General features: G+C 32.6%; 18 protein-coding genes. 16 read left to right on the forward strand and 2 right to left on the reverse strand.

Annotated elements, in window-relative coordinates; translation table 11 throughout:
- Positions 1 to 9 precede the first annotated feature (9 nt).
- From E7419_03175 to sigG, 4 genes are all read left to right on the forward strand, one after another.
- On the forward strand, positions 10 to 876 hold the full coding sequence (locus tag E7419_03175) for a hypothetical protein (GenBank protein ID MBE7014194.1): 867 nt from the start codon (positions 10 to 12) through the stop codon (positions 874 to 876).
- Positions 877 to 1,272: 396 nt separating this feature from the next.
- Positions 1,273 to 1,560 (forward strand): hypothetical protein, encoded by a 288-nt coding sequence (locus E7419_03180; GenBank protein ID MBE7014195.1) that lies wholly within the window; start codon positions 1,273 to 1,275, stop codon positions 1,558 to 1,560.
- A gap of 291 nt (positions 1,561 to 1,851) precedes the next feature.
- Entirely contained in the window at positions 1,852 to 2,961 is a 1,110-nt protein-coding gene (gene ugpC / locus E7419_03185) for a sn-glycerol-3-phosphate ABC transporter ATP-binding protein UgpC (protein ID MBE7014196.1), read from the forward strand.
- 107 nt (positions 2,962 to 3,068) lie between these two features.
- Positions 3,069 to 3,839 carry an RNA polymerase sporulation sigma factor SigG gene (gene sigG, locus E7419_03190; protein ID MBE7014197.1) on the forward strand — a complete coding sequence of 257 codons (771 nt, stop codon included), beginning with the start codon at positions 3,069 to 3,071 and terminating at the stop codon, positions 3,837 to 3,839.
- Positions 3,840 to 4,053: 214 nt separating this feature from the next.
- On the opposite strand, the gene E7419_03195 is transcribed toward sigG, so the two are convergent.
- Positions 4,054 to 4,881, reverse strand: coding sequence for an AraC family transcriptional regulator (locus tag E7419_03195; GenBank protein ID MBE7014198.1), 828 nt, complete (start codon positions 4,879 to 4,881; stop codon positions 4,054 to 4,056).
- 217 nt (positions 4,882 to 5,098) lie between these two features.
- Between E7419_03195 and E7419_03200 the strand changes: the two genes are divergently transcribed.
- From E7419_03200 to E7419_03250, 11 genes are all read left to right on the forward strand, one after another.
- On the forward strand, positions 5,099 to 8,491 hold the full coding sequence (locus tag E7419_03200; GenBank protein MBE7014199.1) for a hypothetical protein: 3,393 nt from the start codon (positions 5,099 to 5,101) through the stop codon (positions 8,489 to 8,491).
- 18 nt (positions 8,492 to 8,509) lie between these two features.
- Positions 8,510 to 10,126: an extracellular solute-binding protein gene (locus E7419_03205; GenBank protein ID MBE7014200.1), complete on the forward strand. Its 1,617-nt coding sequence runs from the start codon at positions 8,510 to 8,512 to the stop codon at positions 10,124 to 10,126.
- 327 nt (positions 10,127 to 10,453) lie between these two features.
- Positions 10,454 to 13,600, forward strand: coding sequence for a DUF4962 domain-containing protein (locus tag E7419_03210; protein MBE7014201.1), 3,147 nt, complete (start codon positions 10,454 to 10,456; stop codon positions 13,598 to 13,600).
- Between the two features lie 38 nt (positions 13,601 to 13,638).
- A complete protein-coding gene (locus E7419_03215; protein MBE7014202.1) occupies positions 13,639 to 14,940 on the forward strand; it encodes a hypothetical protein in 1,302 nt (433 codons plus the stop codon).
- 237 nt (positions 14,941 to 15,177) lie between these two features.
- Positions 15,178 to 18,066 carry an S-layer homology domain-containing protein gene (locus E7419_03220; GenBank protein MBE7014203.1) on the forward strand — a complete coding sequence of 963 codons (2,889 nt, stop codon included), beginning with the start codon at positions 15,178 to 15,180 and terminating at the stop codon, positions 18,064 to 18,066.
- Positions 18,067 to 18,080: 14 nt separating this feature from the next.
- Positions 18,081 to 20,660 carry a hypothetical protein gene (locus tag E7419_03225; protein MBE7014204.1) on the forward strand — a complete coding sequence of 860 codons (2,580 nt, stop codon included), beginning with the start codon at positions 18,081 to 18,083 and terminating at the stop codon, positions 20,658 to 20,660.
- 20 nt (positions 20,661 to 20,680) lie between these two features.
- Positions 20,681 to 22,513, forward strand: coding sequence for a hypothetical protein (locus tag E7419_03230; GenBank protein MBE7014205.1), 1,833 nt, complete (start codon positions 20,681 to 20,683; stop codon positions 22,511 to 22,513).
- 119 nt (positions 22,514 to 22,632) lie between these two features.
- Positions 22,633 to 22,926, forward strand: a complete 294-nt coding sequence (locus E7419_03235; GenBank protein MBE7014206.1) for an MFS transporter — start codon at positions 22,633 to 22,635, stop codon at positions 22,924 to 22,926.
- Positions 22,923 to 23,159, forward strand: a complete 237-nt coding sequence (locus tag E7419_03240; protein MBE7014207.1) for a hypothetical protein — start codon at positions 22,923 to 22,925, stop codon at positions 23,157 to 23,159. Before E7419_03235 ends, E7419_03240 begins: the two co-directional genes overlap by 4 nt.
- Positions 23,134 to 23,496, forward strand: coding sequence for a hypothetical protein (locus E7419_03245; protein MBE7014208.1), 363 nt, complete (start codon positions 23,134 to 23,136; stop codon positions 23,494 to 23,496). Before E7419_03240 ends, E7419_03245 begins: the two co-directional genes overlap by 26 nt.
- A 29-nt stretch (positions 23,497 to 23,525) precedes the next feature.
- On the forward strand, positions 23,526 to 23,969 hold the full coding sequence (locus E7419_03250) for a hypothetical protein (protein MBE7014209.1): 444 nt from the start codon (positions 23,526 to 23,528) through the stop codon (positions 23,967 to 23,969).
- A 30-nt stretch (positions 23,970 to 23,999) separates the two neighbouring features.
- Here the strand turns inward: E7419_03250 and nagB are convergent, their stop codons facing one another.
- A complete protein-coding gene (nagB, locus tag E7419_03255; GenBank protein ID MBE7014210.1) occupies positions 24,000 to 24,722 on the reverse strand; it encodes a glucosamine-6-phosphate deaminase in 723 nt (240 codons plus the stop codon).
- Positions 24,723 to 24,895: 173 nt separating this feature from the next.
- On the opposite strand from nagB, the gene E7419_03260 reads away from it, so the two are divergent.
- Entirely contained in the window at positions 24,896 to 25,723 is an 828-nt protein-coding gene (locus E7419_03260; protein ID MBE7014211.1) for a hypothetical protein, read from the forward strand.
- The last annotated feature ends 1 nt before the right edge of the window (position 25,724 follow it).

Genomic DNA, 25,724 nt, shown 5'->3' on the forward strand with positions numbered 1-25,724 from the left:
AGAAAAACAATGGGGAAAACTTATGTACTTTATAATCCTCTTTCCAATAATAAAAGGGGAATGGAACTTGCAAAAACCGTAAAAGATATTATTACGGATGACGAGTTTGAGTTTTTAAATATTTTAAATATTGAAAATTTAAAATCATTTATTAATGAAACGGATGAAAATGAAAAGGTTATTATTGCAGGCGGAGATGGAACATTAAATTATTTTTTAAACTGTTATGATGAGTTTGAGAAAAATGTATATTTTTATCCCTGTGGCAACGGAAATGACTTTGCCAGGGATATCGGATATTTAAATAAACTTATTCTTCTTAATGAACATATAAATAAAATTCCGTATTGTTTCATAAACGGCGAAAAAAGGAAGTACATAAACGGAGTCGGAATAGGGATAGATGGTTATGTGTGTGCTAAAGTTAATGAAAAACGCTTTGATAAAGAAGATGCAAGTTATATAAAAGTTGCATTAAAGGGAATATTTTCTGACTATAAAAGGTCAAATGCAACCGTATGGGTAGATGATAAAAAGTACAAATTTAATGATGTGTGGTTTTTATGTGCTATGAAAGGCAGATACTGCGGCGGTGGATTTATGATGACGCCAAAACAGGATAGGATGAGCGACAAAGGAGAGATATCTCTGCTTGTAGTTCATAATGCACCTATACCTAAAATTCTTCTTGCTTTCCTGCTTGTCTTTAAAGGTAAACACACGATTCTTAAAAAAAGCGTGTCAATCTTAACAGGCAATAGTATTAAAGCAGAGTTTGATACTCCGTCATATATGCAACTTGACGGCGAATCATATACCGATATATCAAAATTAGAGATTAAAACAGATACGAAAAAGAAAGCACTAATTATATAAGAGGGTGTTTAAAAACTCATTTTTAAACACCCTCTTTTAGGGGATAGGAAAAAAGTTTCAGAATGGACGAATTTAACCAAAATCCTTGATTTTGGGTCACCCGAAGGCGTACTAAGTACGTCGAGTGAATCATAAAAGATAATTTGACTCTATTATTTTTTATAAAAATCTTTACCTTTGTCTTGTTTTATTGAAGATTGCGGATATTAGGCTGTTGCTCATTATCCAGCCGTACCTGAAGGAAATGGTACAACAAGAAAACCTGTAGGCAAAGGTAAACTACCTCCTGATATTGTGTGCAGTATCCGTGTAATCGCTGCAGGATGCGGTCTTGGAGAAATAGGTTGATCAAAAGTATTTCTTACTAAAAAATATGGTCCAAGGGTTCGTCTTGGTTTGACTTTTACTGATTGTGAACTTGAACCGGATCCGATTTTAGATACAGGCACTCTTTGTCTTCACTGTGGTGCATGCGCCAGAGGATGTATCCGCTCCTGTATGGATGTGCTTGAAAGATCAGGAAGAATTGAACAGACTTTCCATAACAAGTATTTCAAGAAGGACAGATGGAAACTGCCTCTTCATCCTGAAAACATATCACGAGGTGTTAACCCTTACAGAGAAGAATATCTTGATAAACATTACCCCGGAATTCGTGAAAATGAGTACGAAAAGAAAGTATAATAGTAAAATTAGTTTTTAAAACTTGTAATACCCCTGAGAGTGACTTTGTTCTCAGGGGTATTTTGAGCATAAATGTTATAAAAAAAGACAAAATACGAAAGTTTGTTGAAAATAAACAAACAAATTGCAAAATGTTTGTAATAATTAACAACAAAAAAACTTTCTCTTTTAATTTATAGGCAAAATGTATAATGAATTTAAAAAAAGTTTGTAAGATAATTCAATAGAAATATTTTTTTCGTTGTGGTATTATAGTATTGTAATTATTTTAATATTTGGAGGAATGTAAACATGGCTAGTTTATCACTAAGAAACGTTACAAAAAAATACACTGATGGTGTTACAGCTGTTTCTAATTTTAATCTTGAAATTGAAGATAGAGAATTTATAATTCTTGTTGGTCCATCAGGATGCGGTAAATCAACAACTCTAAGAATGATTGCAGGCTTAGAAGAAATTTCTGACGGGGAAGTATACATAGGCGACAAACTTGTTAACACTGTTGCCCCTAAAGACAGAGATATAGCGATGGTTTTCCAGAGTTATGCTCTTTATCCTCATATGACTGTTTTTGACAATATGGCATTCAGCTTAAAATTAAAGAAACTTCCAAAAGCAGAAATCAAAGCAAAAGTTGCTGAAGCAGCTAAAATTCTTGATATTGAACACTTATTACAAAGAAAACCTAAAGCATTATCAGGCGGTCAGAGACAGAGAGTTGCATTAGGTCGTGCTATCGTTCGTAACCCTAAAGTATTCCTTATGGACGAACCTCTATCAAACCTTGATGCTAAATTAAGAGTTCAGATGAGAACTGAAATTTCTAAACTTCATCAGAAACTTGATACAACATTTATCTACGTTACTCATGACCAGACTGAAGCGATGACAATGGGTACAAGAATTGTTGTTATGAAAGATGGTATTGTTCAACAGGTTGATACTCCTCAAAATCTTTATGATACACCAAACAATCTGTTTGTTGCAGGATTTATCGGAAGCCCTCAAATGAACTTTATCGATTCTAAATTAGAAAAGAAAGACGATGGCTACTATGTAGTATTCGGTTCTAACTCAGTTAAAATTCCTGAAGGTAAAGTTGTTGAAGGTCTTGATGAATATATCGGCAAAGAAATCGTTTTAGGTATCAGACCTGAAAATCTTCACGATGAAGATGCATTTATCAATATGTCACCTGACAGTTGTATTGATATGTTAGTTGAAGTTGCTGAATTTATGGGTTCTGAAAGATTCTTATATCTTGACTATGAAGGTAATAAATTTACTGCAAGAGTTAACCCAAGAAGTACAGCTCAACCTCAACAGGTTATCAAAGTTGCTCTTGATCTTAACAAAATTCACTTATTTGATAAAGAAACTGAAAAAGCAATTCTTAACTAATATGTATTATAAAAAACCAACAGTTAAACTGTTGGTTTTTTGTATATATAAATCCCCTTAGGGCAATAATTTAATTATAAAATGAATTTGCACTTAGGAGGAAATCTATGCTTCATAAAGTTGAAATCTGCGGAGTAAATACATCTTCACTTCCCGTTTTAAAAAGGGAGGAAAAGCAAAAGTTGATGTTAAGAATTAAAGAGGGAGATAAATTAGCAAGAGAAGAGTTCGTTAATGGCAATTTAAGGCTTGTTTTAAGTGTAATTCAAAGGTTTTCACAAAGAGGCGAATATATGGACGATTTGTTCCAGATAGGTTGTATAGGTCTTATAAAAGCCATTGACAATTTTGATTTAAGCCAGAATGTTCAGTTTTCTACTTATGCAGTTCCAATGATAATAGGAGAGGTAAGGCGATATTTAAGGGATAATAATTCTATAAGAGTAAGCAGAAGTCTTAAGGATATAGCATACAGAGCCCTGAATGTTAAAGAACAACTTATAAATAAAAATCAAAAGGAGCCAACAATTGATGAGATTGCAAAAGAAATGGAAATGAAAAAAGAGGAAGTTGTTTTTGCATTAGAATCAATTGTTGAGCCTATGAGTTTATTTGAGCCTGTTTATAACGATAGCGGAGATGCAGTTTTTGTAATGGATCAGGTAAAAGACGAAAAGAATTCTGACACTAACTGGATAGAAGAAATTGCACTTAATGAGGCAATGTCAAGGCTTTCGGAAAGAGAAAAGAAAGTTCTTGATTTAAGATTTTTTCAGGGAAGAACGCAGATGGAGGTCGCAGAAGAAATAGATATTTCTCAGGCACAGGTTTCTCGAATTGAAAAGAGTGCTATAGACCATATGAGAAAATATATTTGAATAAGAACCTCCCGAAAATCTTAAGCCTTTGGCTTTTAGAATTTCGTGAGGTTCTTATTGTGAATTAACACAACAAGGTTCTCCGAAAATCTTAAGCCTTTGGCTTTTAGAATTTCGTGAGGTTCTTATTGTGAATTAACACAACAAGGTTCTCCGAAAATCTTAAGCCTTTGGCTTTTAGAATTTCGTGAGGTTCTTATTACAATTATATATGTTATTTTTCTTTCCTAAGCAAAGTAACAGGTGAAATACCATAATATTCTTTATAAACTTTTGAAAAATATGCAGGATCAGGAATGCCGACAAGTTCTGCAACATCTTTTACACTGTAAATATTGCTTGAAAGCAGTGCCTCAGCACGTTCCATTCTGATTTTTTTAATGTAATCAACAGGGGACAGGCCTGTTGTTCTTTTAAAGTATCTTCTGAAAGTTGATTCGCTTAAATTATAAGAATATGCAATATCAGGGATAGATAAATTCTTATTGTAATTTTCTTCAATATACATAAGCGAACTGTAAATTTCGTCAAAAATTTCAGGACTGTGTCCAATGTTTCTCATGTCGTTGCTTATATCTGACAACATTGAATAAAACAATCCCTTTATTTTCATAGTAGGTTTATTTTCAAATAGGGAAAGAGTGTTAATCTTATCAAAAAATTCGTGATATTTTCTATTGTCAACAGGAAGTTTTATTATACTGTCACTAAGAATAAACTCATTTCCCAAAGAATCAAAAATCAAGAAATCTATAAGGTATGAGTTTATTCCGTTTTTGTAACATTTACTGTGTGGAATAAATACAGTATCATATTTTAAATTTTTAGGAATATATAAAATATCTCCTCTTTTTATTTCGATAGCCGTTCCATCTTTAAGATAGTGAGTCCCCGAAATATCAAGATAATACATAAGACCATTATCTAACCTGCTGTGTTTTAAGATGTTTTTATTATCTATATATCCCCATAAACATTTTGTTCTCTCGATTTCACAGGTGTATTCCATATCATATAATTTTTCAAAACCTATTATTTCCAATATTTTCAACTCCCTTGAAAGAAAAATCAATGTTTCAATTTGATATTAACATAGTTTTTCTTAATATACAAGAGTTTTTTTATTTTGAATTTTTTTGCTTTGACCGAATAACACAAGTATTTTAATCGGATAATTCATTCTATAGAGTTTAAATGTATGGTAGTATAAAGAAGGAAAGATTTAATTATATTTTAAATTATCTTATGGGAGATGAAGTATGAAAAGATTTATTATACTAATTCTGGTAACAACAATAATGTGTTCCTGTCTTGTTCCTCTTACAACTTTTGCTGCAGAGGACTTATCAAAAATAGATATAGGCTGGGAAAAGTATTTTGAAAACAAATCAACAAATTTAGAAAACGAGAAAAATAATCACCCGAGAATATGGCTTGACGAAACAGATTTTACCCGTATTAAAGGATATGCACAAGGTGAATGTTCATCTTTGTGGGAACTTACCAAAAAATCTGCTGATTCGTATGTTAGTAATGGACCGAAAGAGTATACAGTTGATGCTAATGACGGTGAAATGGTATGGATGAATACTCAGGGGAAAAATCTTGTTGCTTTAATTTTTGCTTATAAAATTTCCAGTGATGAAAGTTACTTAAACGCTATTTATTCATATATTGATAAAATATCTGAGTATCCATCATGGTCAAACGTGGCAGACGGAGATAACTGCCACTTAGCGGGAAATTCCAATTTTCTTGCATTTGGTTTGGCTTATGACTGGCTTTATGATGTGCTTGACGATGAAAGAAAAGAAAAAATAGTTAATAATATCAAAACAAGGATAGAAGATTATAATAAAGACGAAGATTATGGCTTTGACTCAATAAATTGCCATAATTCAATAATTATAAATACTTCTGCTTTGGTGGCACTCGGCGCAATGTACGAACAAATTCCTAAAGCAGAAGAGTATATGAAAAGAATTGCTGCCAAACTTGCAACACTTACAATGGAAGTTATGCCTGATGACGGAGCAGCGTTTGAAGCAGTAAATTATTCTTCATTTACCTGGCTAGGACTTATGCAGGCAGGTCTTGTTATGAGAGATCTTCTTAATGTTGATATTTTAAGTCACTCAACATTTGAGAATTATGCTAAGTTTTCTCTTTATTCATATCTTCCTGTAAATGGTTGGTCAACCTCAAAAAATGATATATTCGGCTGGGGGGACGGAACGGAAATTTCAAACGGAAATCTTGTCCCTGTAATGTCATTTATGGCTAAAGAAAAACAAAATCCTTATTATAATTATTTTGTTAAAAAAAGAATTGAATATGCTGAAAGTAAAAGTCAAAAAAGTTATAACTGGATTTATCCATTGATGTTTTATGATGCAAATTTAGAAACTAAAAATCCTTCTTTGAGTGAAGAATACCCTCTCGATTTTATAACAGATGATACAGGTTATGTTTTTTTAAGAGATTCATGGTCCGGAAACGAAGCAGTAGTCCATTTCCATTCAGGACCAATTATGGGTAATACAGCGAGTGAATTTCGTAAAAAATATACAGGGAACACACTTGGTACAGGCCATAACCATCCCGATATGGGCTCTCCCCTTATTTTTGCAGAGGGCGAATGGCTCTTTGATGATGATAATTATGTAACAGGTGTTACAACAAATCATAACACACTGACCATAAACGGCATTGGACAAATTGGAGAGCATGATCGTATGTCAACCGATTATCCTGATCCAAATCCAGAAGAAGAAGGGGAATATCTTACTTCATGGCAGGCAATGCTTTATGCAAAACCTGAGATCGTAAAAAATGAAAAGTTGTTAAATGGAGATCTGGTGTATGTTGTATGTGATTTAACTGATATTTATCCTGATGAACATTACTATGACAAAGATACAAAATTAAATAAAGATACAAAATTAAATAAATATTATAGGCATTTTGTATATTTAAAATCTAAAAAGGCTTTATTTGTTATAGATGATATAAAAGCAGATGAAACCTCCTCTTTTGAATTAAGATGGCATCCGACAAGCCAGACTTTCAGAGGTGAGGAAGATGGTAGTTTTCTGTACTATGGGAACTATTCAAAAATGCGTCTTGAAGCATTTGAAGAAGATGGTACCGAGATTGAAAACTCAATTATAACAAAAGTGAATGGTAAGCATGGCGAAACTAAAGAAGCGTATGTTTTGCAATTAAGAAATGAGGCAAGGGAGTGGCTTCAGGCAACTGCAATCAGTTGGGAAAATATTACACTTGGCAACCCTGTAAATTCAAGTTATACTGAAAACGACGGTATCTGCACTTTCGAGGTTGACAATGTAAATATAAAAGTTGATACAGATTCAAATGAGATTTTGGCAGAAGTTTCATCTGGCGAAATGGATGATAGTTCCCGCTACATTTACTACAACGATTTCTCGAAAGAAGAAGATTTCAATAGAGTTTCGGGCGGAGTAAAGACGGATGACGGAAAAGTTATGTTTTACAGAGGTTATGGTATTACTTTTAGAAACTCGGCTACTGTAGATGGAGTACAAATACATAACGAAGGAGAGGAAAAACCTGATATAAAAGTAGAATATACAGTTACTTTTCCGGATGACATCGATGCGTTACAGCATTACCCGAGATACCTGAGCAGTAATGAAGATTGTATTGATACAATGAATATATGTGCTTATGATATCTGGCCTGAAAAAGATAGCCCTGAAGTTTATTATAACTCAAAACAATCAGTTCCTATCACACATAGTGATTATAGATATGACAAAAGAACTCATAAAATAAAAATTTTATATAGTGCGAAAGAAGATGTAAGAACAATTTACATAGGCGATACCTGCTTAGGTACTTATAAGAATAGAGCGTTTTATAAAGATGATGATTCAACGAGTGAATATTACAGTTGGGCTAAAGACGAAAGCGGATATTTTAAATTAGGTTTAAAATATGTCGGAAGTAAATCCAGCGGTATGAATATAAAGGTAGATGATGTTAAAATATCAAAACTTAATGAAAATATGATTTCAGTTCCTGTTAAATTTGAAGAATCGGATAACATTTTACCTGTAGAACATTACAATGCTTTATGGATTCCCGAAGGAGAAAAAGTAAATCTTAATTTAAATGTAGCGGAAGGCAATTCTCTTTCGGTTAAATTGAATAATGAGATATATATTGATAGTTTTGCCAAAGGTCTTATTTATGTAACACCTGTTCTTAGCGATGGTGACAGTATAGAAATTATATCTTCCGATAAAGAAACTGAACTTAAGTCATATACAAGCCCGTACTCTTATCAGTATGAAAGAAAAGGCGGTATAAAATCAGCGGTTGTCTTAGGAAGATTTGCTGATGGTATTACAGGTTATGTGCCTTATTCTTACGGAATATATTACTCACTTATTGATAAAAATGTGACAGTTGGAAATGAAGATGTTTATAAAGTCGATATAGCAGATAAGAAAACCGCTGTTTACGGTAATTATGCGATAGATTTATATGGCCCGTATTTAAAGGTAGGCGATAAAATCTATTATAAATCGTATGTGGAATATCTTAACGAAGAAACCAATGAATCGGTTTGTTGTTTCGGAGAAGAAAAAACATTAACAATAGAATAAATTAAAAAATGAGAAAGGATGATTTTTATGAAAAAAACAGTTAAACTTATTGCACTTTTACTTGTGATTGTGATGATGTCAACCCTTCTTTTCGGATGCAGTAATAAGCCAACAAACGCAAATATTGAAATTGCATCAAAAGAAGAACTTGACCCTGCGAAAATCGGCGACTATGGTACACTTAAACTACCGATTGACAAAAATGGCACAACCATTGAAGTGCTTTGCGTTACAAGCGTAACTACTGACAATGACAGTGTTGTTGTTAACGAACTTCGAAGAAGAACGGGGCTTAATATCCAGATAATTGCTATCCCGACATCTGCGGTTAAAGAAAAAGCAAAAGTGCTTGTAGCATCCCGTGACCAGATGCCCGATATGATAACTCCGACAGGATTTACAACTGCGGAAATCAATGATTTAGGCGATCAGGGTGCTTTTGCAAATATATTAGATTATAAAGACGAACTTCCTAACTTTAAAAAGATTTATTTTGACGAAGCAAAAGAAAGAAATATTGAAAACGACCTTAAAAACTTTATGGACTCTAAAGGCAGAGTATTCTCATTCCCGATTTATGATACAAACCGTGATGTAAATCATGGAATGTTATACAGAAAAGACATTTTTGATAAACATAATATTAAAATGTGGAATGATAAGGAAAGTTTTCTTAACACATTGAGAGAACTTAAAAAAGCATATCCTTCATCTACACCTTTTGCATCTAAAACAGGTATAAATATCATAAGAGATTTAGGTTACAGTTTTGGGATTAATGGTCTTAATCCTTACTATAACGAAGATGAAGGAGTATGGAAATATTCCTGTGTTGACGAAAAATTTAAAGAAGTTCTGGATATGTTAAAAACTATGTATTCTGAAGGCCTTATAGATCCTGAATTCTTAACAGCAACTCAGGCAGCGTGGACTTCTAAAATGACACAAGCCGACAAAGCGTTTGTAACATGGGACTGGATAGGAAGACTGGATCAGTTCTGCGAACAAACAAAAGGAATTGTTCCGGGATTTGATTTAAGATATGCTTATCCGATAGGTGGAAAAGTTATTACTCTTGCAAAAACTTCAACAGGACCGTCAATTAAAAAAGGTAAAAATGAACTTTTAGCCTTAAAACTTTGCGATTATCTTATCTCTGAATCAGGTGCGCAACTTGTATCTATGGGTATAGAAGGCGTTACATATAACCTAAGAGAAGACGGAAAAGCAGAATATATAGGATTTGAAGGTCAAAAAGGTATTGATGTTAATACTTTGGAATCAGAATACGGGCTTTATATTTCAGGAATATATAAAAGATTTGACAGAAGAAGTTCATATTTTGACTTTACTGAGAGAGAACAGGAAGCACAGGATATGATGAATAAAAAGCCTGGTGGAGGATATATGCCTTCTGACCCTGTACTTTCATTCACACCTTCTGAAATTGATGAATATTCAAAATATACATCAGGAATTGCAAAGGCCGCAGAAGAATTTGCAACAAAATATATCTTAAGTGATACTTACGGCGAAAAAGAATGGAACGAATGGCTAAATAAAGCGAAATCTTTAGGTGCAGATATTGTTATTGAACAATATAACAAAGCACAGGAAAGATACAATAAACTGTAAAATGAATGTTAATATTGTAGGGAACTCATTTATGCGTTCCGCTAATGAACATTGAAAATTCCTGTACAAAAGAAACTCGTCTGACCGAATAATACAACTACATAAATGGAATAATCAATTCCTTTGAAAAATTCAAAATGTTATAATTTATATGATAATGGTTAAATGGGTTTATGACAATTTGTTGCATGTAATACATACAACAATCCGTATTAACAAACTAAAATTAAATTGTAGGGGACATTCATGAATGTCCCGAATTGTCGGGCGATTCGTGAATCGCCCCTACAATATCAATAAAACTGACGCAGTCAATACCACTCGCCAATGGCGAATAAAACTGCCCATAAGGGCAATACCACTCGCCAATGGCGAATAACACTGTCCACAAGGGCAATACCACTCGCCGCAAGGCGAATAAAAAAAGGAGGTTTGCGTATGAAAAAAAGAGTTATTTCTTTAAGTCTTGCACTTTTAATGCTTATTGCAGCCTTACCTGTTTCGGCAGCCCTGCCTCCCAATTATAAGGACGTAATTGACGTTCCGTGGCAGGTTTACTTTAAGGATAAAGCAACAAACTTTGAAAAGTATGAGAATGTTCATCCGAGAATATGGCTTGATAATGACGATTTTGAAAGAATAAGAGGCTACGCCGAAGGCGATATGAAAAAAGCATGGGAACTTGTTAAAAAGAGTGCTGATGCTCTCGTATCAGGCGGACCGATTAAATTCTATGTAAGCGGAGAGAATGTATGGATGAATACACAGGGGAGAGATCTTGTTAATCTTATCTTCGCATATAAAATTTCAAATGATAAAAAATATTTTGAGGCTATTGTAAAATTTGCTGAAGAAATTTGCTCGTATCCTTCATGGTCAAACGAAGAAGATGGGGATAATTGCCACTTGGCAGGAAATTCAAGTTTCCTTGCATTAGGTCTTTTTTATGACTGGTGTTATGACGAAATTTCTCCTGAACTTAAAAAGTTAATAGTTGATAATATAGCAAGAAGAGTAGAAGATTTTAATTATGATGCATCTTATGGATTTGATACAATAAACTGCCATAATATGTTAGTTATAAATACATCTGCTTTAGTAGGCTTATCTGCAATGTATGAAGAAATTCCTAAAGCTAAAGACTACATAAAAAGAATTGCCGCAAAACTTGCTACACTTACAATGGAAGTTATGCCTGATGACGGTGCGGCATTTGAAGCAGTTAATTATTCTTCTCTTTCGTGGACGGGTATAATGCAGGCAGGTCTTGTTATGAGAGATCTTCTTAATGTTGATATTTTAAGCCATCCGACATTTGACAATTACGCTAAATTTTCAGTTTATTCATATCTTCCCATAAATGGCTGGGAGTCGGGTTATGATATATTTGGATGGGGTGACGGAACTGAAACTTCAAATGGTCAGCTTCTTCCTGTAATGTCACTTATGGCAAGAGAAAGGCAGAATCCCATATATAAATACTTTGTTGAAAAAAGACTTGATTATGCTCATAAAAGAGGAGATTTGGGCTCGGTCTATTTGTATCCTTTAATGTTTTATGATGAGAATTTAGAATCAAAATCTCCTGACGAATTTAAAGATAATGAAAACGGAAAACTCTATTATCCTCTGGACTTTAAAACATCGGATACAGGATATGTATTCTTAAAAGATTCATGGGACGGTAATGAAGCCTCTATTCACTTCCACTGTGGGCCAATCCTTGGAGATACTGCTGCAGATTTCAGGAAAGTCTGGAAGGGGAATACTTTGGGAACAGGGCATAATCATCCCGATATGGGAGCATTCCTGCTCTTTGCAGAAGGCGAATGGATATTTGATGATGACGGATATATAACAGGTACTACAACTAACCATAATACTCTTACAGTTAACGGTATTGGTCAGATATCCGAAGGCCAAAGTGTTATAAGGCGTCAGAATACCGACTATGGTTTTACATCATGGCAGGCAATGACTTTTGCAAAACCTGAAATTGTAGAATTTAAAACTTACGGTGATATGACTTATGTTGCCTGTGATATAACTGATGTATATCCCGATTATCATTACGGCAGTATAAATGTAAATATGGATTCATATATAAGGCACTATATTTACTTAAAACCTGAAAAAACTGTTCTTATTGTTGACGACGTTAAAACATATTTTGATTCAGATTTGGAATTAAGATGGCATCCTACAGTTCAGGCCGCATCGCTGCAAACTGACGGAAGTTATATCTATCAGGGCAAAAACGCTGTTATGAGGCTTGAAACATTTAAAGATGACGGTGTTGAAATTATAAACGGGATGACCTCAAAAGTTGCCAATAAACAAGGTGGAATAAAAGATGCTTTTGTTTTAAGAGCGAAAAAGCACGGTAAAAAATGGGTTCAGCCTACAGCAATTACATGGGACAATAAAAATAACGGAATGCCACTTAACACATCCTGTAAAAAAGAAGACGGATTTGTTACCTTTACTGTTGACGATTCAGTTATAAAACTTGATTTAAAAAATAATGCAATTGCAAGAAATAAGACAGGATCTGAGATAAATTTAAAAGTTGATGATAATCTTATCTTTTTAGAAAATGAAATTGTTTCCCAGAACGGAACTTCTTACATAAGTGAAAACGAACTTATCTCTTTATTAAATCTTGAGAAAAAAGATGATGTCATCTCAGGAAACGGTAAGGAAGTTACAGTTTCCTTACTTAACAACAAACCTGTTGTAAAGGAAGATAAAACTTATATTCCTGTTCGTGAACTTTGTGAAAAGTTAAAAATTGCATTGTGGTGGGACGAAGATTCGGAAAGCATCAATATTGATACTAAATCCGATACGTCAAATGCCGACTTGTTTAACCTTGCAATTTGCGGGCAGACTGCACTTCCTGATGAAAATGGCAACTACTCTATAGAACTTTTTGCGGACGAGGTTATAATTGATGCAACCCCTGTTTCAAATGGTGCAACGTCAGAGGTAGTATATACCGAAACAGGCTTTGGAGAAAACAAGGTTAAGGTAACATCTTTAGATAAAACTACAGTTAATGAGTTTACTGTTATTGTAAATCCTGTTAAAACTCTTGGTAAATATCCTGTTTATAACATAGCTTCAGCTGCTGCTTACAGTGAAATTATTGCCATGATTGACGGTAATGACGAAACTGCATGGGCAGTAAGCGGTGCAGGGGTAGAAGCAGTATTTGACTTAGGCTCGGTTGTAGATTTAAATTCTGTTTCAATATCACTTCTTCATGGTGCAATGCGTCAGCAGATATTTGAAATCTATGTGTCCGAAGACGGCGAAAACTATGTAGAAACATTTAAAGGAAAAGCATCAGGGACTACAATGGATTTTGAAAAATATAATGTAGGCAAAAAAGCAAGATATGTAAAAATTATATTTGGTGGTCATACAAACGGTGGCGGCTGGAATAACACCAAAGAAATTAAATTTGAATAAGTTAAAAAAATTTAAAAATAAAAAATGGAGGGAAAATAATGAAAAGAATTTTTTCAATACTTCTAACATTAACAATTTTAGCAGGACTAACCGCAATTCCTGCATTTGCAAGTACTGATGCGGGAACAGTATATTTTTATAACGATTTTTCATCTACAGATTCAACTGACAAGTTGGAAAATATAGGCACAGTTGTCGGAGAAACAGACACCCAAAATGGAGTATTTAAACTCTCAAATGGTACTGTTAAAGCCAACAATACTGAATATACTGGAAAAAATGCTTATGTTTCTATTCCCTACGAAGAGGGAGAAAAACCTAACCTATGTGTAGAGTATAAATTAACACCTTATGATTTAAAAGGAAACAATTCTGCGTCAACCAATAGGTTTATATATACCAATACCCACAGTATAGATACAGTATTTATAGGCGGCTTAGCTATTGATGCTGATTCAACGTCTGATAATACTGCTACTAATGATATTGCACTTGTTAGTGCTAATACAAATAATGCAAGTCATACTATTAAGATTTTATACAGTGCTACACAAAATATAAGAACTATTTATGTTGATGGAAAATGTCTTGGAACTTTTGACAACAAAGCAACAGATAAAGCATGGTCCGAAGACACAAGTGGTGCATTCCACTTTGCACTGGTAAAAAACAAACAAGCTTCAGGTTGTAATCCAACTGAGGTTGATTATATTAAAATTTCCAAATTAACAGATAAAATGATTAATGTATCTCTTCAGGTTGAAGATGGTGTGTCCCTACCAACAGGTACAAAAAATAGCTTATGGATTCCTGAAGGAGAAAAAGTAAATCTTAATCTATATGTAGCAGATGGAAAAACCCTATCAGTTAAATTAAATGATGAAACCTATATTGATAGTTTTACAAGTGATTATTCTTATACAACACCTTCTTTAAACGAAAATGATACTATAACTATCTTTACAAATGATGTTGAAACAGACTTTGCAGCATATACAAAACCTTATGTATTCCAGTACACAAGGGATGATGGATACAAGGCAGTGGTTATCTTAGGAAGAATGGTTGAGGTTGCAGGGTACACATCAGATTCTTACGGAATATTCTATTCTATGGTTAACCCTGATGTTACACCTACAGCTGAGGGTGTTCATGCAGCACGTCTTAGAGCCAATGATGAAAGAGTTGTAGATGGAAACTTTGCTATAGAATTATATCATCCTGATCTAAAAACAGGAGATAAGATTTATTATAAATCTTATGCATACTACCAAAATGTCAATGATGAAACCGATAAACCTCAGGCGTTCGGCGAAGTTAACACTATTGTTATAGAGTAAGGGAGGAAAGAAACATGAAAAAATATATTAAACCTCAGTTAAATATTGAAAATACTGTATTGTTTTCTGAAAATATAGCAAATGCAGGAATGACATCATGGCTTAACGAACACGGACTTTCTTCTGCTGTTCCCTTTGAAATAACTACTTATGTATCTGCATCTTAATAAATAGTTTGAAATTTCAGTAAGGCGATGCAAATGCATCGCCTTGTTAAAAGAAGAGAAAGGATAAACAATGAGAAAATTAAGTTTAATTCTTATTCTAAGTTTAATATTATCATCAATGTATATACCTGTTACTAAGGCAGTAAATATCGATGATTATATATACTATAACGAATTTAGTTCTGCACTGTCCTCTGAGGATAAAATAGCTCTTAAACCTGTTTTAAATTCTGAACAGGATTCGGTAATAGTATCACCTTCTGACAATGCACTTTTATTCAGAGGCAACGGTACATCCACCTGGACCTCTTCAACATCTCATGTGCGAATATGGCTTGGGGAAATTGCGAACAAACCAAAACTTGTATATGAAATTAAGTTCAGAGGTGAAAACTTTGCAGGAACATCTGAAAATATATATTACAGGACAAAAAATTCAGAAACTTCTTTGTTTTTTATGAATGCTAAAAAAGAAATTTATGATAAATCGGGCGGAACTTTAATAACAACCTTAAGTGATGTTACAACATGGCATACAGTAAAAATAATATTTGATAATGATAAAGATACCGACGGTAAATACTACCGTACAATTTTAATTGACGGTGTTAAATATCCTAATTCAAAAGTTGAAGGGAACGCTTACGCCGAAACAGGAAAATTTAATATTTCTCCTTCTGCAAGCCTTCAGACACATGCAAAAGACGGGGACAGAAAAATTTATTACGATTATATAAAAATATATGAATATTCCGACGAATTTAGCGCAAATTTAAAAGCAAATGATACTTTAGATAAAGTTGATGCTTCCTTTTCATTTGATGTTAAAGGTGATTCACTTAAAAAAGAAAACATAACTTTAATATCAGAAGATTTATCTCATACAGTTACTGTAACAGGATTAACTAAAGTGTCAAGTACTGAATATATATTTACACTTAGTGATAAACTTAAATTTGATACTTTATATAATATTGAAATATCAGGTGTTAAATCTATTATGGAAAAAGATTTGACAGGTTCTTTAAGTTTAAAAACAAGAGAGGCTAAAACAGGTGTAGAGGATATTTTATTATCTGGGAGCGATAATATTACATCAGGAAATAAAACAATAGATATTAAATATTCCAATGAAACAAACGCTGATTTTAACGGTAAACTTGTTTACGCACAGTATAAAGCAGACGGTAGTGTTATTTCCGTTACCGATACTGATAATATTACCCTTTTAAAAGAAAAGAACGGGGAAACATTATCGGTTGGCGTAGCAGTTGACGCAAATTGCGATAAAATGCTTATTTATATTTTAAACAGTGACGGAACTGACTTTTTGGGAACATATATACTTTCTAAAACAGATGATAAAGTATTTAATGAACTTATTACCCCTGAAAGTTCCATAACCCATCAGTCAGAATATTCAATTAACGATGACACAGGTGAACTTACACTTTCAGTAAGTGCAGATTATGACACAACTGTTACTGCTACAGTAAAAAAAGGAAATGATATTGTTTATCATAACAGGATAAATACTGCTGATAAAAAGGCAGAATTTAAACTTTCAGCGCTTGAAAACGGCACAACCTACACTTATGAATACAAAACAAACGGAAGTACAGAAAAAGGAAGCGGAGAAATAGTTTATTATGATCCTGGCTATATGAAGGATCGATTTGATATATTTAACGTGACAGAAGAAACATTGGTAGTTGACGGATTTTTAACAGAATTTGAAAATCAGCTTGGTATTGACCTTGATACATACAAAGGATATTCAAATGAATCAGGGGATAAAGAGGTAGTTTTAAAATCAGTTATTGCACAAAGAAAGTTAATTGAGCCTGACAAAAAATATGCCGATATTACTGAAGTTAATAATGCACTTAAAATATCTTATGACCTGATTTCTTTAAAGAATGGCGAAAAATCAATTGAAGATTTAGAAGACTATCTTGATAATGATACTTTTATCTATTATAAAGACAGTATGACAAACGGAATTAAAGGATTTATAAAATCAGAATTAAAAGGAAAAGAAGTTCTTACAGTTCCTGATTTAAATACTTTGTTTAAAGACACAATGATTTTTAAAGCAATAGAAAAAGGCGAAAATTATAAAATTACATCAGGGATAATTGCAAAATATCATACTTATATAGGGCTTGATTTAACAACTTATCAAACACTTTTAAATCCTTATGCTGTTGATACGGCTGTTCACGGGAAATTATATGAAAACTATACACTTTTAAAAAGTGCTTTTGATACCGCAGTTTCAAACCAGCAGACTTTGGAACTTACACCAATTTTACCACCACCTCCTGTGAATATAGGCGGAGGCGGGGGAGGTTCTCCTGTAGGATTTTCTAAACCTTCAGAAAATGAAGAACAAAAAACACCGCAGTACGATGAAAAACCTAAAACATATTTTAATGATATTGAAGGTTTTGACTGGGCAAAAGATGCGATTACAAAATTAGCAGAACTTGGAGTTGTAAATGGTAAAGCGGACGGTGTTTATGCACCTTCTGATACAGTTACAAGAGCAGAGCTTGTTAAAATGGTAATTTCAGCATTTTCTATTCCAAACGGTAAAGAAACAAAAGAATTTACCGATGTTAATACTGATGACTGGTATTACACTTTTGTTAATTCGGCTTATGATAGCGGAATATTAAAAGGAATTGATGATAACACATTCTCACCTGACGGTTTTGTTACAAGAGAAATGGCAGCAACAGTTCTTTTCAGAGTTTGCAATTTTAAAAATATTTCGCTTGATGCTAATTTAAAAACATTTAATGACAGTGAAAACATTTCTGAATACGCTAAAGTTGCAGTTGAAACTCTTGCGGGAAATTCTTATATAAACGGATACGAAGACTTGACATTCAAGCCTCAGGGAAATGTAACAAGAGCAGAAATTGCGGTTTTAATTAACAATTTACTTAAATAGAAAGGGGATATCTTATGAAAAAAATTATTAGTTTATTGCTTGTACTTAGTGTTTTATTATCTTTATCCCCTGCAGTATTTTCAGAAACGGTGGATACAAATAATGAAAGTATAGGGCTTTTAAATGCGCTTGGAATTTCCAAAGAGCAAAATCCCGAACTTAAAATCACAAGAGCAGACTTTTCAAGTATGCTTACAAAGGTTATAGGCTTTGAAGCAGATGTTACACCTGTATTTTCAGATGTTTCTGATACTTATTATGCATCTAAAGCCATCTATACTCTTTATAATATGAAACTTATAAACGGTAAAGGGCAGGGGAGATTTTTTCCTGAAGATGAGATTTTAATTGAAGAAGCAATTACCGTTATGTTAAGATTTTTAGGATATGACGAATTGGCTTATTATCAGGGCGGATATCCTACAGGTTATACTTTTGTTGCAAGTGATATTAATCTTACAAAGGGTATATCTTATAAAATCGGAGAAGTTCTAACACTTAAAAAGTGTGCAAAACTTTTTGAGAATTTACTTGATATAAGTATATTTTCAATTGTAATGGTTTCAGATGACGGTACAGTTTACAGGCAGGCATCAGATGATAAGACAGTAGCAAAAGTTTATCTGAAAATGGATATAGTATCAGATATTGTTACTGCAAACAGGCATACATCTTTATATACACCGCTTGATTCAACTGAAAACAGTATTGTTTTAGGAAACACAAAATATAAATCAAATAATTTTAACTCTGATTCTTATCTTGGATATTCGGTTAAGGCATATATTGATGACTATACGAATGAAGTTATCTATTTGAAAAAAACCGAAAAGAACAAAGTTGTTACCTTTGATGCAAAGGATATTTTTGATATATCAAATAACCGTATTTATTATAATGACGGAAATGACTACGAAGAATATCCTTCTGAAGCGTCAATAATTTACAATAAAAAGGCAATAACCAATTATAAAGATTCATATCTGGATATTAAAAAAGGCTCGGTAGAACTTATTGATAATAATAACGATGGCGATTTTGATGTTGTTAATATTATAAGTTATAAAAATTATGTTGTTGACTCAGTAAGCGGAGATGCAACTGTTGTAAGACTTAAGGACAATCAGGGCGTTATTGGCCTTGAGAACAAATATAAAACATATAAAATATTTGATGAAGACGGTGTGGAAAATCCTGTTGAAATGTTAAGCAGTAACTATGTTTTAACGGTTATAGAAAATGCTGATAACGGGTATATAGAAATTACATATCTTGAAGAATATATAAACGGAACTGTTACGGGAATATTAACGGACGATACATCAATTATGTATATAGATAATGAACCTTATGAAATGAGTGATTATTTTATTAAAAATCAGCCCGAAAATATAAAGACAGGACTTTCGGGAATGTTCTTTTTAGATATATTTGGCGAAATTGTAAGTTATATGCCAATGGGAGATACAAATCGCGGTTTTGCATTCCTTTTAAATATTGCCGAAAAGGAAAGAGAGTCAGAAGAAATTTCAGTTAAACTCTTTACTCAGAATAACGAAACAAGGCTTTTGGAAAGCGGAAAATATATTACATTAGATGGAAAAAGAATGACTGCTATAGATGCACTTCCTATTATCAAACCATCTTCAACTTTTACACCTGAACTCATATATTATGAATTAAATTCAAAAGGTATGATAACTGCGATTGATACAGTTAAGGATAATGAAAAAGATGAAACTCAGTTAAAATTACTTCATGACAGTGAAACAACAGAGGAAATTTTCCGCTCGGCAAGTATGACTTTTGATATTGACGGATGTAAAAACTCGGTATATGTGGGAGATTCATGTGTTGTGTTTACTACTCCTGAAGTTTTAAGTACAAATGGTGATGACTATAGTGCAATCCCATGCGCAGATTTACCAAATAATACTACACTTCCTTATAAAGCATACGCAAGAAACGAAGATGGCGTTGAAGCAGATGCTATTGTTCTTGGAGAACTTAAAAACATTACTTTTGATGCTTATTCTTATGTATGCGTAATAGAAAAAATAACCGAAACAGTTAATGAAGAAGGGGACAGAATGCATAAGGTTGTTTACTGGTATAGAGGCAAGTCTTATGAAAAATATACTGTAGATGATAAACTTTTTGCTTCAGTTAACCCGGGCGATGTATTATATATTGCTACAGATCTTGAAGACAAGATAAGTAATTTTCATCATTTGTTCGATTTAAAACAACAAAAAGTTAACAAAGACGACCTTGATGTATATAAGGACAGAGAAAGAAAAGACTCCCATAGATTTGTCTTTGGGTACGGATATGATGTCATAAATTCCAATTTATTCAAAATGTCTTTGGTTACACCATCACCGGATGTAGATGAAAAAACCGAAATTGAATTTCACAGATTTGGAAATTACATGTATAATGTAATTGAAATGCCGGGCGGAAATGTAAAAGTAAGTGTCGGTACAATTAATGATATAAAAGATTATGAAAGTTTTGGTTCAAATTACAGTAAGATATTTGTTCATCAGACGTATATGACTGATTACGATATTGTAGTATACAACAGACAATAAAAGGGGAAGATTCCAGAGATATGCTAAACGAAATTATAAAAATTGTAAATGAAATAACCGGTTTCTCATTTGAGAAACCGGTTAAAGTGCTTGATATAAAAAATATTTATGTTAAAGATGCTGAAAATGAAATCTTGATTGGCGGTTTGGAGAAAGCTGATTATGCAAGGGCTTTAACTCTATATGCCAGGGAATATAAAAAAGGAAATAAGTGCTTTGAAATAACTGAAAACAGGCATTTTAAAAAACTTGGTGCGTATTTTGATGTATCTCGTGGAGGAGTGCTAAAGGTATCAACCATAAAAAAATATGCAAAAGAAATGCTATGTATGGGATTTAATCGACTGTATCTTTATATGGAAGACGTTTTTGAACTTGACGGTTATCCTCATTTTGGATATTTAAGAGGAAGATATTCCAAACAAGAACTTAAAGAAATTTCAGCGTTTGGTGACAAAATCGGTGTTGAAATGATTCCCTGCGTTCAGACTTTGGGACATATGGGACAGTATCTTCAATGGAATGAATCTGCACCGGTCAAAGATACTTCACAAGTACTCTTATGTGGCAGTGAAGACACTTACAAGTTTATAGAAGCAATTATTTCCACAATGAGAGAATGTTTTCCGACTTCAAATATTCAAATCGGATGTGACGAGGCGTTTGGACTTGGAACAGGGAAGTTCCTTTCTGAAAACGGTTATAAAAAACCAATAGATATACTTATTCCTCATATTCATAAAGTATATGATATATGTAAAAAATACAATTTTACACCATCAATGTTTGTTGATACTTTTATAAGAAATTTAAATGATGAGAAAAGATATTATATACATAATCTTGAAATTCCTGAAGGATTAGTTGATAATTTGCCCGATATTAAGACTGTTTACTGGGATTATTATCATTTTAAAGAAGAAGATTATGATATGATGATAGATTATCATAAAAAATTTAAAGAAATCCCTGAATTTGCAGGAGGGATCTGGACTTGGGCAGGAAATATATTAAACGTTAAACATACCTTTGACACAATGATTCCCGCAATGAAGAGTTCAATTAAAAATGGTATTTCAGAAGTTTATGCCACTATGTATGGCGATGACGGAACTGAGTGTAACTATGATATGGGTATGCCTCTTTTAAATATTTTTTCTGAATATTGTTTTAAAGGGCTTGACGCGTCTTTTGATACCATAAACGATATGACAAAGTTCTTATATGATGTTGATTGCAGTGACTATATAAATGTATCAGGATTTTATTATCCGTTTGTTAACAATTTGCTTTTTCGTCAATTATCCAAACCAAATTGTTTTGGGCAGAAAATATTTTCCACAGATATTTTTTATAATCTTACAGGTACGACTGATTTTTCAGAGTTTCTTCCTTATCATATTGAGGCGTATAATGCCGTTTGTGGTTTGGGTAAAGGAACTAAATGGGAAGAATATTATAAATATATGGAAGTTATACTTGATATTACAATACATAAGATGGATATTTTATCAAAGTTATCAGCGGCATATAAGAATAATGATAAAGAATATCTAAAAAAAGCGGCAGAAGAATATATTCCTTATGTTTTAGAAAAATATAAAGAACTTTACCTACTGCATGAAAAACAATGGATGGCAACATATAAGTCATTTGGTTGGGAAGAGCATACTTCAAGATATGCTCACTGGATTTTCCGTTTAGAATATGCTATAAAAGTAATTACAGGATATTTAAAGGGTGAAATTGAAAAAATCGAAGAACTTGAATTTGAACTGATTGAAGACACATACGGTGGACTTTCTTTCAGTGGATTTAACAGATTTAAAGTAAACCGTACAATTAAGATTTAAACAATCTTCTCATTGAGGAGGAATCAACTATAAGCAACCCAAAATTTAAGGAGATTAATAAATGGGAATAGATCATAAAAAAATAGACTAAGAAAGCATTCCTTCTCGGTGCGATATGTATGTTTTCTTATCTTGCCTGTTATTATGCAAGAAATATTTTAAGTGCCGTTTCTCCGAAAATGGTGGAAAGTTCACAGTTTACATTGGAATTTATTGGGCTTATGTCCACAATAAATATGCTTACTTACGCATCGGGGCAACTTTTAAACGGTGCTTTGGGAGATTTTATAAAAGCAAAATATATGGTAAGCGGAGGACTTATTTTATCTGCTGTTTGTAACTTTATAATTCCGTTTTCATCATATAATATGATTTTATTTTCATATAGTTTAAGCGGTTTTTTCTTGCAATGATTTTTGCACCCATAACTAAAGTCGTAGCTGAAAACACGCTTCCTCATTATGCTTCGCGTTGCTGTCTGGGATTTACCTTTGCATCATTTTTGGGAAACCCTCTGGCAGGTCTTGCTGCGATATTCTTTAACTGGAATGTTATATTTGTCGTATCAGGGGTTATTCTCGTCTTAATGGGTATAATGTGTTTTATCTTTTTTTCTCTTTGTGAAAAAAAGGGATATAACTCATGATTTTCATATACATACATCACTTTCTTTTTGCGCAAAAGAAAGTGCGACTATAGATGCGTATGTTAAAATAGCCAAAAACATTGGGCTTAAGAAAATCGGCATTTCCAATCATTTTTGGGACAGCAAAATTCCAAAAATTGATACTTATTATAAAACAAAGTATGACGTAGGTTTTTATGATAATCAGGACTTTAACCATATTTTAGGCGATAAGACTGAAATTTCAAAATATAAAGACTGTGGCGTTGAAATTTTATTTGGTGCAGAAGCGGAATATGACCCTATAAGGCACGGAGTCGGAATAACCGAAGAGGTTCAGAACAACTTGATTTTTTAGTTGTACCCAATTCTCATACTCATATTACAATGCCGATTTCTTTATATGAGCCTTACAAAAAACATCTTCAGTTTATGATTGATGCGTATAATGATATTTTAGACTGCTCTGTAAGCAAATATGTAACTGCAATGGCACATCCTTTTTCTGCGGTTGCCTGCCCTTATCCTAACAGTATTTTATATGATTTGATGAGCGATGATGAATTTAAAAGAGTTTTTTATAAAACTGCCAATAAAGGCATAGCAGTTGAAATCAATACTGGTGTATTCAGAAAACTTTCACATTCTGAAATAGAGATGAATCCAAGAATAAGAATGTATAAATTGGCAAAAGAAAGCGGTTGCAAATTCTTGTTTGGCAGTGACGCACATTCTAATGATGTACATGAAAACTATATTTCAATACTTCAAAAAATAACCGAAATAGTTGGTATAAAAGAAGAAGATATATTAAAAATAAGCGGCTTTTAATAAAGCCGCTTATTTTTTTATGATTAGATATTAACCGTTATAAGCATCTTCGTCACAAACAACAGTAACATCGTTGTGGCAGTGTAGAATACTTGCAGGGCAAGAAGTAGAAATCCTTCCTTCTTTTAAAATCTTGGTAACTGGTGCTTTTGCTTTTCCTGATATAACCATAACAATTTTTCTTGCTTTTAAAATTGTAGCCATACCCATTGTTAAAGCATTTTTTGGAACATCATCAATTGATTCAAAAAATCTCTTGTTTGCTTCAATTGTAGACTCAGTTAAACCAGTTTTGTGAGTACCTGAATATAACCATTCTTCAGGTTCGTTAAAACCGATGTGACCATTATTTCCAATACCTAAAACCTGAACGTCAATTCCGCCGTTTGCTTCGATTTTAGCATCATATCTTTTACATTCTTCTTCGTAGTCTTCAGCTTCGCCGTTTGGAATATCAGTGTTCTTTAAGTCAATATCAATTTTAGAAAATAGATTTTCGTTCATAAAGTAGTAATAACTCTGGTCATTATCTTTTGAAATTTTATAATATTCGTCAAGATTGAAACTTTTACATTCCTTAAAACTTACTTCACCATTTTTATAAGCTTCAGCCATACAGTTATACATTCCGATAGGAGAAGATCCTGTTGCAAGACCTAAAGTTGCTTTAGGATTATTTTTTACAACATCGATCATAATTTCGGCAGCTTTCTTTGACATTTCGTCATAATTTTTACATACGATAAATTTCATATTTATGCTCCTTTTTTTATTAGTATTTTCTTCATATAAAATTTTATACTTTTTTTAGTGTAAAGTCAATATATAATAATCAAAATGTTTACATAAATTTTACTTTTATTTTTGTTTAATATGTAGTATAATATAAGAAAATGTGTTTTTTGGGTGATTATGTGTTCGGGTATGTGAATATATATAAAGACGAACTTAAAGTTAAAGATTACAATATATATCGTTCGTATTATTGCGGTTTGTGTAAAAAACTGGGCGAAGAATTTTCTATAAGAGCAAGACTTAGCTTAAATTATGACTTTGCTTTTTTAGCACTCGTTCTTTCCTCGCTATCAGATGGCAAAGAAGAAATTAAATATGAAAACTGTTTTATTCATCCCTTGACAAAACGGCCTGTTCTTAAAAGTGACGATTATCTTACTTACAGTGCTTATATGAGTATTATAGTTACATATTTTAAATTAAAAGATGATGTATCTGATAATAAAAATATAAAAAGTTTTTTTGCTTATCTTTTCTTTAAGGGATATTTTAAAAAAGCAAAAAAGAAATATCCGAAAAAATGTGAGATAATTAAAACAATCTTAGAGGAGTTAAACATAAAGGAAAAAGAAAACTGTGCTGATATTGATGAGGTGTCCGATTGTTTTGGCAGGCTTTTATCCGAAGTGTTTTTAAAGGACGGAGAAGATAGGGCTTTAAAAGAATTTTCCTATCAACTTGGAAGATTTATTTATATTATTGATGCCCTGGATGATATAGAAAAAGATATAAAAAGCAAAAACTATAATCCGTTTATAAAAAAATATTCATATAATAACGAAGATGCTAAAGAGTTTAAAAAACGAGTATGTTCAGAATATGACCTTATTGTTACATTGACTTTGGAAAGTATTGCCTCAGCATTTGAACTTATAGATTTTAAAAAGAACAAAACTATACTGCAAAATATAGTGTATCTTGGCTTAAGAAAAGCAAAGGATAAAGTGAAAGGAGAATAAA

The organism is Oscillospiraceae bacterium, from assembly GCA_015068525.1.
Taxonomy (GTDB): Bacteria; Bacillota; Clostridia; order UMGS1840; family HGM11507; genus SIG450.